12 protein-coding genes are annotated in these 14,664 nt (G+C 30.3%); 3 read left to right on the forward strand and 9 right to left on the reverse strand.

What is annotated here, in order from left to right; translation table 11 throughout:
* The first annotated feature begins 239 nt into the window (after positions 1 to 239).
* Genes ACJDT4_RS03420 through ACJDT4_RS03430 form a run of 3 tightly spaced genes read left to right on the forward strand, consistent with a single transcriptional unit; the run spans position 240 to position 3,065 of the window.
* A complete protein-coding gene (locus ACJDT4_RS03420) occupies positions 240 to 917 on the forward strand; it encodes a phosphatase PAP2 family protein (RefSeq protein ID WP_406786127.1) in 678 nt (225 codons plus the stop codon).
* Entirely contained in the window at positions 863 to 1,564 is a 702-nt protein-coding gene (locus ACJDT4_RS03425; protein WP_406786128.1) for a response regulator transcription factor, read from the forward strand. The genes ACJDT4_RS03420 and ACJDT4_RS03425 overlap by 55 nt, the downstream gene beginning before the upstream one ends.
* Positions 1,554 to 3,065: a HAMP domain-containing sensor histidine kinase gene (locus ACJDT4_RS03430; protein ID WP_406786129.1), complete on the forward strand. Its 1,512-nt coding sequence runs from the start codon at positions 1,554 to 1,556 to the stop codon at positions 3,063 to 3,065. Before ACJDT4_RS03425 ends, ACJDT4_RS03430 begins: the two co-directional genes overlap by 11 nt.
* Positions 3,066 to 3,321: 256 nt before the next feature.
* On the opposite strand, the gene ACJDT4_RS03435 is transcribed toward ACJDT4_RS03430, so the two are convergent.
* The 9 genes from ACJDT4_RS03435 to ACJDT4_RS03475 all read right to left on the reverse strand — a co-directional run bounded on the left by ACJDT4_RS03435 (position 3,322) and on the right by ACJDT4_RS03475 (position 14,658).
* Entirely contained in the window at positions 3,322 to 3,909 is a 588-nt protein-coding gene (locus tag ACJDT4_RS03435) for a type II toxin-antitoxin system PemK/MazF family toxin (protein WP_406786225.1), read from the reverse strand.
* 125 nt (positions 3,910 to 4,034) lie between these two features.
* Positions 4,035 to 5,225: a tyrosine--tRNA ligase gene (tyrS, locus tag ACJDT4_RS03440; RefSeq protein WP_406786130.1), complete on the reverse strand. Its 1,191-nt coding sequence runs from the start codon at positions 5,223 to 5,225 to the stop codon at positions 4,035 to 4,037.
* Positions 5,226 to 5,669: 444 nt separating this feature from the next.
* Positions 5,670 to 8,804, reverse strand: a complete 3,135-nt coding sequence (locus tag ACJDT4_RS03445) for an alpha-mannosidase (protein WP_406786131.1) — start codon at positions 8,802 to 8,804, stop codon at positions 5,670 to 5,672.
* A 340-nt stretch (positions 8,805 to 9,144) separates the two neighbouring features.
* Positions 9,145 to 10,395 (reverse strand): HAMP domain-containing sensor histidine kinase, encoded by a 1,251-nt coding sequence (locus tag ACJDT4_RS03450; protein ID WP_406786132.1) that lies wholly within the window; start codon positions 10,393 to 10,395, stop codon positions 9,145 to 9,147.
* Entirely contained in the window at positions 10,388 to 11,092 is a 705-nt protein-coding gene (locus ACJDT4_RS03455) for a response regulator transcription factor (protein WP_406786133.1), read from the reverse strand. Before ACJDT4_RS03455 ends, ACJDT4_RS03450 begins: the two co-directional genes overlap by 8 nt.
* A 261-nt stretch (positions 11,093 to 11,353) precedes the next feature.
* Complete coding sequence (locus tag ACJDT4_RS03460) at positions 11,354 to 11,998, reverse strand: HAD family hydrolase (RefSeq protein WP_406786134.1); 645 nt, start codon at positions 11,996 to 11,998, stop codon at positions 11,354 to 11,356.
* A gap of 1 nt (position 11,999) precedes the next feature.
* Entirely contained in the window at positions 12,000 to 13,016 is a 1,017-nt protein-coding gene (locus ACJDT4_RS03465) for an SIS domain-containing protein (protein ID WP_406786135.1), read from the reverse strand.
* 33 nt (positions 13,017 to 13,049) lie between these two features.
* Positions 13,050 to 13,883 carry a PTS system mannose/fructose/sorbose family transporter subunit IID gene (locus tag ACJDT4_RS03470; protein WP_406786136.1) on the reverse strand — a complete coding sequence of 278 codons (834 nt, stop codon included), beginning with the start codon at positions 13,881 to 13,883 and terminating at the stop codon, positions 13,050 to 13,052.
* Entirely contained in the window at positions 13,873 to 14,658 is a 786-nt protein-coding gene (locus ACJDT4_RS03475; RefSeq protein WP_406786137.1) for a PTS mannose/fructose/sorbose/N-acetylgalactosamine transporter subunit IIC, read from the reverse strand. Before ACJDT4_RS03475 ends, ACJDT4_RS03470 begins: the two co-directional genes overlap by 11 nt.
* Positions 14,659 to 14,664: the final 6 nt, after the last annotated feature.

Raw genomic sequence — 14,664 nt, forward strand, 5'->3', positions numbered from 1 at the left:
AAATATGTAGAATCTGCATATGTACCTTAAAATACTCTATCTAAGCCTTACACCTCCTCTAAATATAGATAGACAAGTTAAAAGGTTGAAATTGCAAGTTGTTCATCTATAGTTATATGCTATAGTAAAATTTTTATAATTTTTTAATAATTACTTGAACATTTTTACATAAAAAACATATATAATTATATTATGGGGTTTTTACAAATATTCAAAAAAAAAAAAAAGGGGGGGGTTCAATGAATAAAGGCAAGGATATAAAAAACAGTTTATTTTATTTAAGTTTTATGCTTATACTTCCTTTACTCCACATAATATATAAATTTTTAAATGCCCCTCATGGAAAAATCCACAATCTTTCCACAATATTTGATGAATGTTTGCCATTTGTAAAGGTTTTTATTGTTCCTTATATAACTTGGTATGTGTTCACATATATAATACTAATATATATTTACTTTAAAAATAGAAAGATATACTTGCGAGCAGTAATAACTTATATAGTTTGCCTTATTATCTCATATTTTATATTCTACTTTTTCCAAACAACAGTGCCGCGTCCTGAGCTTATAGGAAACGATATATTTACAAATATAATACGTCTAATATACAAATTTGATAAGCCATTTAATTGTTTTCCAAGCATACATGTGATATCCTGCTATATAATAATAAAATCTATAAAAACATTAAAAATACACAAAAAATACACAAAACCATTGATATACTTTATAAGTATGCTTATAATACTATCAACGTTGCTAATAAAGCAACATGTGCTTTTAGATATATTATGTGCTATATTATTAGTTGAGACAGTTATACGACCTGTTTTTAAATTTGATTGGGAGAGATTTATCGCATGGAAAAAGAAACAATTCTTATTGTGGATGATGAAAAAGAAATTAGAGACTTAATTGATATATACTTAAAAAACGAGGGCTATAAAACTCTAAAAGCTGAAAATGGCATAGCTGCGCTTGAGCTTTTAAAGAATAATAATATTGATTTAATATTGCTTGATATTATGATGCCTAAAATGGACGGTATACAAACCTGTATGAAAATACGTGAAGAAAAAAATACACCTATAATAATGCTTTCTGCCAAAAGTGAAGACATAGATAAAATAATGGGCTTAACAACCGGAGCCGATGACTATATCACAAAACCATTTAATCCTCTAGAACTTGTAGCAAGGGTAAAATCACAATTAAGACGTTATTTAAAGCTTAATGAATTTAAAAAACCCGATAGTAAAAATGGTTTCATCGAGGTTGATGACCTAGTAATAAATGTCAATACTCATGAGGTTAAAATAGGTAACAAAGACATAAAGCTTACTCCTAGAGAATTTGATATTTTAAGGCTACTTGCCGAAAATAGAGGCATTGTATTCAGTATAGAAAAAATCTATGAAACGGTTTGGAAAGAATCCTTTATGGAATCTGAAAATACTGTTATGGTGCACATAAGAAAAATAAGAGAAAAAATAGAGCAGAATCCGAGAAAACCCATATATATAAAAACTGTTTGGGGGGTAGGATATAAAATTGAAAATTAAATTTCCATCTCTAAAACTCCTCTTAAACCCAATTAGAAAATTATGGGGCATCGCAAGAAAAAGTTTAAGATTAGAGCTTATTTTTGTATTTGTACTTTCATTTTTTCTATCTATAGGAATTGGAATAATATTTAATACAATTTTGAATTCAATTTCTGCTAAAAAAAATGCAAGTATAGAATACACTTATGGAATTAGAAAAATAGATGATGCTACCAGAAGAGCTGCCTCTAAGCTTAACGATATTTACAGCAAAAATAGCTCTCCTTCTGATATACAAGATGTTATGGATGAGCTATATGAAGATTCTCATTTAAATGCAGTAATAACAGATTTACAAGGAAATGTTATTATGGATTCTAAGCCTTACTCAATTTTAAAAAAAATAAACCTATATGATGTTATTAAAAACTCTACCAATAAGTTTTTAGAAGAATATGGTGTTTCTAATTATAAAGAAAAAAACTCTAGTTCCTACAATAAAGAATTTTATTCATTCTATCCTGTTAGTTTAAAGGATAAAAAAGGCTTTCTAATAGTGAATGGCATTCCTCAAGGAGTTATTGTATATAGCCACTCAGGTGACGGTTTACTATCCATAGTTACAGGAATAACGTCATTTATATTTTTGTTTCTTTTATTTACTAGAAAAAAGATGAGATACATAGAAGAAATATCCAATGGCTTAATTGAAATATCTAAAGGCAACCTACATTATAAGGTAAATACAAAAGGTCATGATGAGCTTTCTAAATTATCAACTAATATAAATTACATGGCTTGTGAAGTTAGCTCAAAAATTGAAAAAGAAAGAAAAGCTGAGAAGGCCAAAAATGAACTTATAACAAATGTGTCCCATGACCTTAGAACACCACTCACCTCAATTATGGGATACCTAGGGCTGCTAAAAAACAAAAAATATGAAAATCAAGCTCAAATGGAGGAATATCTAAATATAGCCTACAACAAATCCGAAAAATTAAAGATACTCATAGAGGATTTATTTGAGTATACTAAGCTTACAAACGAAAGCATAACACTAAATAAAGAATGTGTTGCTTTAAATGAATTTATCGAACAACTTATAGAAGAAATGATTCCTATATTTGATGAAAATAATCTTAAGGTAATAAAAGAAATTTGTAAGGAAAGACTAATTGTAGATGTAGATACTAATAAAATATTAAGGGTTTTTGAAAATCTTCTTGCTAATGCCATAAAATACAGCGTGAAACCAGGTCAAATAAATATAAAACTTTATAGAGAAAATGAAGAAGCTATATTTTGTGTAGAAAATGCAGGCAATCATATAGGCAATAGTGATCTTGAAAAAATATTTGAAAGATTTTATAGAATTGAAAAATCACGCTCAACCTCAACCGGTGGAAGTGGTCTCGGTCTTGCAATTGCAAAAAGCATAGTTGACCTTCATGGTGGAGAAATATATGCTGACTGCAAAAAAAATAAAATAAGCTTTTTTGTAAAATTAAAAACCATATAATAATTTAATATAAGTAAAAAAATGATTCCAAAATGTAATCATTGATTGCACTTTGGAATCATTTTTAATGGTATTATATGATATATAGTCTCCCAGCCTATGCCAGGTATGATAACATAATAAAAGAAATATGGGATATGATCTCCTAGACAAGACTAGGTATGTAAAACACTCACAAAATTATTATATTACTAATTTGAAGTTTTATCAACATTTTTTTATATAAATTTTCTATTATATGACTTAAACCAACAAATTAAACATCTATTGATAACTTTAATTTTAAATTCAATATTTTATTGACAAATTCATCATTTAATGTCGCAATATGTCTTCCAAGCCTTGCCTTTGACACAACTTTTATCTGTTCACATAAAACAGTACCTGTAATTTTATTTTCTTCACCTTTTACAAGTATATAATCACTTTCCCTTATCTCTATATGTGCCGCTATTTTTTTCCTTCTATTTGATATTGGAGCTATTATTGTTGTAGGTCCTTTTTCATTTCCTGTATTGTTTTGTATAATCACTACAGGTCTTATTTTATTTTCTTCAGAACCTATATTTTTTCCCAACTGACAGGTCCAAATTTCTCCGCGCTTTGGTATTGTTTTTATACTTGCGGCTATATTCTCATTAATTTGCATCTTACTATTAGCCCAATTTACGTATTCATATATCTCTTTAATATTATAAGCTCTTTTTCTTAAATTGTTTATCTGCTCATTATCCATTAGTTTCTCATTATTAAGTTTTATATATTCTTCTAATTGTTGTTCTATTAATTCTTTAGTATTTTTTATGTATTTTCTTAATTGAACACTATTCATATCTTTTATCATGACATTACCCACATTATCCCCCTCCCCAATAAGTATGCATAAATATATGATTATTATACCATATAAGAGCAAACTTTTATATTTTTTTTACAATCATCTATTTGAATTTAATATTTTTTGAAGTTTTACCTTATAATTCTAACAAGTTTTGCCTTTCCAACCTTTAATATACTTCCATTTTTTAAGCATATATTGAACTCTGTTATTTTGTCTCCGTTTACCTTCACTGCACCCTGTTTTATAAGTCTTCTTGCATCACTTTTAGAACTTGAAAACCCTGCCGCAACAATGCATGATATTATATCTTCATTCTCATCAATTTTAATTTCTTTAATATCCTCTGGTATACTGTTATTTTGAAATACCGTTTTAAAGTGTTCTTCTGCTTTAACTGCATTTTTCTCTCCATGATACAATTTTACAATCTCATTTGCAAGCCTCATTTTTATATCTCTTGGATTTTTATTTTTAAGATCGTTTTTTATATTATCAATTTCATCTGGATGTATATCCGTAGCAAGTTCAAAGTACTTTATTATTAAATTATCTGGTATTTTCATTATCTTTTCATACATTGTATTTTCATCTTCATTTATTCCAACATAATTTCCTAGACTTTTACTCATTTTTTCTACTCCATCTATTCCTTCAAGAATAGGCATAAAAAGTGCAATTTGTTTTTCTTCACCATATTCACTTTGTAAGTTTCTTCCCATAAGTACATTGAACTTTTGATCAGTTCCTCCCATCTCTATATCCGCTTTAATTGCAACAGAATCATATGCCTGCATTAAAGGGTAAAAAAATTCGTGAATTCCTATGCTTACATGATTATTAAAACGGTTTTTAAAATCTTCTCTCTCAAGCATTCTGGTAACACTGTATTTTGATGCTAGTTCTATTACATCCTTAAAATTTAATTTTGAGAGCCATTCACTGTTAAATCTTAATTCTGTTTTGTCCTTATCAAGCACCTTAAAAATTTGCTTTTCATAGGTTTTGGCATTTTGAACTACTTCTTCCCTTGTAAGCTGCTTTCTTGTCTTTGATTTTCCAGTTGGATCTCCTATCATTCCAGTAAAATCTCCTATGATTATCACCGCTTTGTGTCCTAAATCCTGCATTTGTTTTATTTTTCTAAGCACTACTGCATGCCCAAGGTGTATATCTGGTGCTGTGGGATCAAGTCCTAACTTTACAGTAAGGGGTCTTCCTTCTTCAATAGACTTTTTTAATTTTTCTTGAAGTTCCTCCTTATTTATTATCTCCTCTACTCCCTTATTTATAATCTTTATTTGTTCTTCTACACTTAACATTTTTATTACCACCCTTCCAATTTAACTTTTATTCAGAGTATACCCTCCAAATTCAGCATAATTTTATTAATAAAAAAACTCTCATCCTCATGAAAAATTCACAAGGACGAGAGTTGTATTCCCGCGGTACCACCTTAATTTACTAATACTTCGCAATATTAATCTTTTCAAGTACAGCAATGCATAACAAAATAATTTAAGATTCACTTTGCTTATACTCTATCATTTTAACGGTTGAAGCTTCCGTAGACACCTAATATCTTCAGTGTTAAGCTCAGAGACGTATTCAGAATATCCTATTTTCATTTTCCTCTCACCAAAATATAACTTACTAAAATTCATTAGTTATATATAACGGAAATTCTCTGTAGAAACTTTAGATAACTTACTCTTTCCCTTCAAAGCATTTAAATATTATTTTTTTACATATTACCAAATACATTCCTAGCTGTCAAGTTTGATTTTAAAAGTCTTTATTTCATAAGGCTTAACTGTAAAGTTAATTCTATTGTCTCCAAAATTAACATCATCTAAATATCTTTCCATTAGATTGCACTCATACGCACTTTTTATATTCCTAAAAAATTCTAAGGTTACACTGCTTCTCTTATTATGACATTCATAAAGCCTTACTATTATGTCACAATCATCCTCTGCCTTTTTAATAACTTCAATTATTACATTTTCTTTATTTATCTTTACAAAGGAAAGTTCTTTTGGCAAAATTCCATTATGCTCTTCCTCTAAAACAGTATAAAGAGGATTGTTAAGCATATATGCCATTTGAACAGTACTTCCCTCTCTCCAATTCCCACTATGAGGATAAATAGAATATGTGAAAAAGTGCTCTTCTTTATCTGCATTAGGATTTGGGTCTATTCCACTTTTAATAAGCGTAAGTCTCATCAGACCATCTTTTATATCATATCCATATTTACTGTCATTTAGTAAGCTTACACCAAAGCCACCTTCAGATAAATCCGCCCATTTGTGGCCACAAACCTCGAACTTAGCCATATCCCAGGAAGTGTTTTCGTGGGTTGGTCTTTCTACGTTTCCATACTGTATTTCATAGGTAGCTTTACTTGCATTGATATCTATTGGAAAAGCTGCCTTAAGAAGAACTTGAGATTGTTTCCAATCTACATAATTGTTAAAATCAATCCTTGCTAGCTCTCTATAAATATATATTTTTTGTACTATTATTGAATCAACAAATTTCTTTTTTATTTCTAAAGCTGCTCTGACAGGTCCATTTTCTACAATATCTATGCTAATTACATCATCTATTTTCCACATCTTTTCGGAATAATATATATCAATATCCCAATTATCAAAATTCATCGGCTTATCTTCAAAGGCTTGAAGTTCATTTCCAAGTAACCCTTGCTTTATAAGCTCTCTTTCATTAGCCTTATCATATAAAGCTTCTATTTCTCCATTTTCATTAAATATAACCTTAAAGAATTTATTTTCTGCTAGCTTAGCATTAATTATCATTTTAGGTAAAATATCAGCTTTTGAAGCTTCTACTACAGCATAAGTTCTATAGCCACTTGAAGGAATATCTTCTGCAAAGAAAATAGCCTCATTTTGAGAAATTCTCTGGCAAATTATCTCCTGCCCATTTTCATCTATAAGAGCTGGATTCTTTATATAAGGAGGTACTTCAAATTTACAAATATCACTCCTTGTAAATGACAGTGAATTAAATACTACAACTGATTTTTGGTTAAGTTCTATATTTGAAGTTATAAATTTAGCCGAAGCTTTTAAAACATTTTTACCTGAGCTTATTATTTCCTTGTATTCTTCTTTTGTAACCTCATACACCTCTTCTATTGATGAACCAGGTAGTATATCATGAAATTGATTAAGAAGAATTTTTTCCCATCCTTTATTTAAAGCTTCAAAAGGATAATCTTTATTTAAAATTGCAGCAATAGAGCTTAACTTTTCAGCCGCAAGATATATGTTCTCGCTAAGTCTATTATCCCTTTTATTTCTTGCCATTGAAGTGTACGTTCCTCTGTGATACTCTAGATACAATTCTCCAACCCACTTTGGAAGTCTTTTGTTATCCTTAACCTTATTCTCAACTCTTTTGAAGTAATCCTTTGAGGTCCCCATTTCAACCTTAGGACATCCTGGAATACCTTTATTTAGCCTTCTTGCAGCTTCAAGCATCTCATAGGTAGCTCCACCACCACCGTCTCCATAACCAAAGCATACAAGCACATTATTATTTATATCCTTCTCTTGATATCTATCCCATGCACCTATAATAGCTTCTGGATGTATGTTGCCATTATAAGTTGTAAAATGCTCACTTAAAGGACCAGATATGTCTTTAGTGGTTATAAAGTGTGTTAAAATTTCAGTTCCATCTATACCCTTCCACATAAATGTATCATAAGGCATCTTATTAAATTGATTCCAGGAGATTTTGGTAGTCATAAAATAATTAACATCAGACTTTTTTAATATTTGTGGAAGTGCCGCACTGTATCCAAATACATCCGGAAGCCAAAGCACTTCACTTTCGGCTTCAAATTCCCTTTTAAAAAATCTTTTACCAAACAATATTTGACGCACAAGAGATTCTCCTGAGGTAACATTGCAATCTGCTTCAAGCCACATAGCGCCTTCTGGCTCCCACTTTCCCTCTTTAACCTTTTCCTTTATTTTAGAGTATATTTCAGGATAGTCTTCTTTTACAAATTTATAAAGCTGAGGTTGGCTTGACATAAAAATATACTCTGGATACTCTTCCATAAGCTTTAAAACAGTTGAAAAGCTTCTACCTGCTTTTTCCCTGGTTTGAGCCACTGTCCATTGCCATGCAACATCTATATGTGTATGCCCTGTACATGTTGCAATAACATCCTCTTTTCCACAAAGTTTCTCATAAAATTCACTTTTTAAATATTCATTTGACGCGTTAATACTGTCATAATAATCTTTTGAAAATATTTTTCTAAAATCAAGTATGTTAACAGCAGCATTTAATACGCAAAGCATGTCTATTCTTCTTTTATCCTGAGGGTCTAAACTTTTGCAAACCCATGCAGGTACCTGCAAGTTAAAATATAGTTCTCTAGTTTCAATATCTATAACAGCTAATTCTCCATTAAGTGTAGCCTTTTTATCCTTAAGCATACCACCATAAGCATGCAAATCCACCTCATAAATTTCTCCAGCCTTTGCCTCATGAGATAGCATTACCTCCCTATGATTAATGTCCAAGGCTTGCACTTGCTTACCGTTTATATAAATTATAAATTGTGGATTAACTGCATCCCAGCCTTCTTCAAAGGTATAAAAATTTAATGCAATGGTCTTGCCATCAAATTCTTTTGGAACTTCAACTTTAGTTTTAAACCAGGAATGCTTATCCCTTCCACCCCATAAATCTCCTGTTTTAAAATCGTTCCAGCCTTCTTTGACTTTATCTATTTCCTCCATTCCAAGAAAATTACCATCATGAATTTTATAATTAGTTATAGGTATTCCTTGTGAATAAACATATTTTTTCAATTCATCACATATTTTTTGTACTCTTTCTAAAATATACTTCATTATTAATCCTCCCCGCAAAACGTTTTCAGAGCATATGTCAACCGGTTACCTGTTTCTTAAATCTTATTATATATTATATTTTTAATTATTTCTACAGATTTAACTATTAAAATTTAATACTTTAATCTGTCTGAGCATCTTTTCAGTGAGTAAGCATGCACGAGGCTTGGGCGAAGCCCATTATTCTTCTATACACTAAGCAGGTACTCGTTTAGAATCACCACTTAGATTTATAAAATTTATTATCAAGAGTGGTTTTATATTGTTCTAGAAGGATAATGGGCTTAAGCCCAAACCCCGCATATGTGTATGCGACGAAGCATTGTTACTTCGCTCTTTTTTAGATTATTGTCTTTAAAAATGTTATCTTAAATTCTGTTTCTACTCCAACCTTACTACTTACCATTATACTTCCACCTTGACTTTCAACAATTTGCTTAGTAAGTGCAAGTCCTATTCCTATACTTTCAGGGTTAGTAGAATTTTCTCCTTTATAAAAGCGTTTAAATATTTTGTTTATATTTTTCTCGCTTATACCTTCTCCATTATCCTTTATACTTATCTGAACGGAAAGTGGAGTTTCTTCTGCACTTATTTCTATTGTTCCAGCCTCTCCTGTATGTTCGATTGAATTTTTAACAATATTGGAAATCGATTCTGCCATCCACTTAGAATCATGTTTAATTTTTATACTATCATCTACATTTAATATTAAATTCTGCTTCTTTTCTTTTAATTTATATATAAGTGGTTTTAATGCATTTTTCACAGTGGTAAGCAGTTTTTCATTCTTAATATGAAATTCTACTGCACCAGCTTCAAGCCTTGCCATTTTAAGCAAATTTATGACAAGCCATTCCATCCTATTTAACTGTTCCGTAGATCTTTGAAGAAAGTTTTTTCTATCTTCCCACTTCATTTCGTTATCATTAAGCATTATGTCATTATACATAATCAAAGCAGCAAGCGGTGTCTTTAGCTGATGAGATATATCTGATATTATGTTTTTAAGCTGAGTTTTATCATTTTTCAAATTTGATAAGCTTTCCTTAAGTCTTTTAGCCATTACATTAAATTCATGTCCTAATATATAAAAATCTCCCTCTCCATTCTCCGGAAAGTTAACATTAAAATTTCCCTCTACTAAAGCCTCAGAAGCCTTGTATACCTCTCTTATTTTTTTAAACATACCTTTCAAAGCATTAAATGCCAAAAAATACAAAATAAAAACTGTCAAGCTTAAAAACAAAATTCCCATAAGCACAGTCTTATTTTTAAATTCAATAATGAGCGGGTTTTTATAGGCTTCAAGTTCATAGGTATATCCGTAATCATTCAAAATATCATTACTTTCTTTTATTTCTGTACTGCTTGGTCCTTGAGTAAAAACTTTTACTATTTGCTCTTTTTCTTCTGGGTGATTTTTTAAAATTCTTGCACAAATAACCTTATTTGAAGAAATATATTTTTTATTTAATCCTGATATACCAGCATTTAACAATACATACCAACCTAAAAGTACAACTATTTGAATAATTAAAAATTTTATAGTAATGCTTTTTACTTCTTCATTTTTAAAAATATTACTCAAGCTTTATCACCTCTTTATTCCATCTATAGCCAAGACCTCTTACGGTTTGAATGTATTCTGGCTCCTTTAAATTCTCTTCTATTTTCTCTCTTAACCGCTTTATATAAACATTAAGTGTATTCTCATCTACAAAATTGCCATCTATATCCCAAAGCTTTTCAATTATTGTACTTCTAGAGAGCACATTCCCCTTATTCTCTATAAATAATAAAATAAGTTTGTATTCCATAGACGTCAAATTTATTTCCTTACCATCTTTAAATATTTTAAACTTAAGAGGTTCTATAACTATATTACCCGTTTGCATTCTTCTTGGAGGTTCATTACTAATTACTTTATTTCTCCTTAAAACTGCGTTTATTCTTGAAACAAGCTCTTTAATCCTAACAGGCTTGGTTATATAATCATCCCCACCTAAATCAAGGCCCAAAACTACGTTTACCTCTTCGTCACAAGCAGTCATAAAAATTATAGGTAAATTACTGTCAGAAGTTCTTAACTCTTTACATAAATCATACCCACTTCCATCTGGCAAAAGTACATCCAAAAGCATCAAATTAAATGCTTCATTATTAAGCTTTTCCTTAGCTTCCTTTATATTTTTTGCCGAACTTACAGAAAAGCCTTCTTTTTTAAGGGCATATTCAACTCCAACAGTAATTGCCATGTCATCCTCAACTAATAATATTTTAATCATGCTTATCTCCTTCACCGATTTATATATCTATAAATAAAAAAACTCAATTCGATATATTTAAAAGCTTAAGTGTTTTACCTTTTATTCTATTATAACAATATTTTATAAAATATATAATAAACCAAATAGCATATTTTCAAAAATGAAAATATGCTATTTGGTTTCAAACTATATTGGAGGTAAAACTATACAAAATTCCTTTTAAAACTTTACTTTATTTAAGTAATAAAGTAGAGTTCAAAAGTAATCAAAAATTCAATTTCATATAAAATTCAATATTTCGCTAACATCTTTAATAATATAATCAGCAAAAGATTGATCTTGCATAAAATCTTTACAGGCTATTGCCGCTACATCCGCACCAGCATTCTTTCCAGCCATAATTCCAAAATAAGAATCTTCAACTATTAATACACTCTCTGAGTTTACAGAAAGTTTTTTCATTAAATCAATGTATATCTGAGGATTGGGCTTAGTTTCTATTACATCATCACTAGTAAGGTAATTACAAAGATACTTAGCTAGACCTGTTTGATTAAGCATACTTTCTACGTCTTTCGATGGTGATGAAGATGCCAATCCAAGTATAAAATTATTATCTGCTAAGGATTTTATGGTGCTCAAAACATTAGGAAATAGTATTTTTTTGTAATCTATTTCACCATACAATTTATAAAATTCTCTTTGTGCTTTTAAATATTCCTTAATATCTCTACTCCTTGCCCAAGTAGACTTAACAAAATCATCATAATTCTTTGGTGTATTGCCTACAATATAATTAAATTCATCATCTTTATAAGCAATATTATTTAAATTAAAGAATTGTTTCAACCTATTAATATAGACGGGTTCTGAATTTATTAGAACCCCATCCATATCAAACAACACTGTTGTATACTTTTTCATTTTAATATTCGAATTGACGATAGTAACGTCTAAATTCTAAACTATGTCCTGTATTAAGTTCATAATGGGCAGCAAGTCTTTCTGTGAGGATGGCTGTAGCAATCATTGGTGAAACAATCACTCTAAATTCATCATCAATATCAGTCAATTGAAAATCCTTAGTATCAAATACTTCTAGCTTATCAGTAAACTTTTTAGCAAAACGTTCTACACGTTCATCTAGTTGACGATATTCATCTTCACCCATTACTAAAAATACTGGCAAGTCTTTTTCAACTAATTCTAATGGTCCATGAAAGAAATCAGAAGATTTAACTGCTTTGGTTCTTACCCACTGCATCTCTTCCAAAATACACATAGAAAATAAATAAGTTTCACCCCATAGAACACCGGAACCTACAAACATTGTATATGGCTCTTTACTATATTTCCTAGCAATTTCAGCAGCTCTTGGTTCAAATTCTTCACGTATTCTTATCAAATTAGTGTGTAAATTTTTCATTTGATCTGCCCATCTATCATATTGAGAAAAATAACCTAAGTTCTTATATAAACGCAATGCTAACATAAAATACATTAGATATGAATCTTCGCAATCACCACAAGGGTTATATATAGCTTTAGTCAATAGTTTTGCTAAAGGTGTAGTTTCATCTTTTGTAAATCCAAACACAGGAATTCCTTTACTTATACATAATTTAGAAGCTTCTAAAATTTCTTTTGTATTTCCAGATGCAGAAGCTGTTAAAACTAAAGATTTTTTTGTTAAATAACTCATATTCTGTTTAACTAAAAATTCTCCAGCATTCTCAAGATAAATTGGGAAGTCACTTAAATGCTTGCAATATTCAACTACTGGATACCACTCAGCCCAAGTTCCACCAATACCTAAAACAACGATATTTTCGAAACCTTCTTTAGTTAATTCATCAGCTAATTTTTCAATGTTTTCTCTTTGTGCATAAGTTGTTTTACCATTCTTTAAATATTTTTCTAAATTAAAATTTCTTAAACTCATCTGTATCTTTCCTCTCTTTTCTAATTTTTATATTTATGCTCCTAGAATTCCAAAGTACGCTCCTGCAATTCCAACTACCAATAAAATAAGCATAATCATTAATGGATTAATCTTCTTTTTTAACATCCAATAAACAATGCCAAATAATGCCAGTATGGTTGATCCAGGAAAAATACCATCTAATAATGATTGAACTGTAGAAGCAGATTTACCAATTCCTATCTTAGTTGCAAAATTTATTGAGACCATATTCTTAGTCATTGCACCAACAACCATTATTCCTATGATGGAAGCACATTGCATAACTTTTTGCATTAAACCAGATTCTTCAATTTTTGAAATAACATCTGATCCAAATCTATATCCTAAAAATGTACATAAGTATCTTATAATATAATGTGGTATATTAAATACTAAGAAAAATAGTATTGGTCCTAAAATTTTACCTTGAAGTGCCAATGCCCCACCTATGCCAGTTGCTAAAATTCTAAGTGTCCCCCAGTAAAAGGCATCACCAATTCCTGATAACGGTCCCATAAGTGCCAATTTTACACTTGAAATTGAACTTGTATCAAAGTTTGGATTTTCAACGTTAGCTTCTTCCATCGCCGAAGCAATTCCTAGAGGTAACGTAGAAATATAAGGTGTTACGTTATATAATTCTAGATGTCTTTTCATTGCTTTTGAAAGCTCTTCTTTATTAGGATATAGTTTTTTCAATATAGGAAGCATAGCAAATGTAAATCCTACATTTCCCATACGTTCATAATTCCACGAATGTTCATATGGAATACTTCTAAAAAACACCTTCATTAAATCTTGTTTCTTTAGTTTTTTATCATATTCAGCATGAATCTTAAAACTCATCAAAACCATCTCCTTCCGTAGTATCCACTTCCTTTACTGCTTTTGATTTCGATGTATTTTGATAAATTAACATAATAGATACCAATATTACTGCAAATATTGCAACACCTGTTGTTGAAATACCTCCGTAAGCTACAACAAAGAAACCAAAGAAGAAAAACGGAACAACTTTTTTATTCATAATCATTTGGGCTAACATTGCAAAGCCTAAGGCTGGTAATAAACCTGCTGCTACTTGCATGCCAGCTTGGATAAACGATGGAATACTTCCAAGTAAGTGTGTAACAGTGCTGGAACCAAAGTAAAAAGCTAATGGCACAATAAGGATTCCACACCAATTTTGAAGATAACCGGCAATAAACATATCAATTGTAAACCTTTTAACATCAGCGTTCTTTGCATGCTTGTCACATCTATGAATAAGCATTAGCATCAATGGTTGTCCAAAACCAATATTCATAGCTAACATGATGGTAGCCACAGGAATACCCAAAGTTAATGCCGCAGAAGCCTTTGCACCAGACTGAATTGCAAGCGATACTCCTAAGATAGTTCCAGAAACCAAATCAGGTGGATTATAAGCCCCAACAGAAACTGCTCCAACCATTGCCATTTCAAGCGTAGCACCCATTATAATTCCTGCAGGTAGATTTCCCATTACAAGACCTACTAGAGATCCTAAAATAATAGGCCTTTGCAAAAAACTAGTTCCAAGTAACCATTCTGAATAGCCTAGAAGTGTAATTAGAAAAATAAATATTGTTTTAACTAACACTTATTT

This window comes from Clostridium neuense (assembly GCF_045310695.1).
GTDB classification, from domain to species: domain Bacteria; phylum Bacillota; class Clostridia; order Clostridiales; family Clostridiaceae; genus Clostridium_S; species Clostridium_S neuense.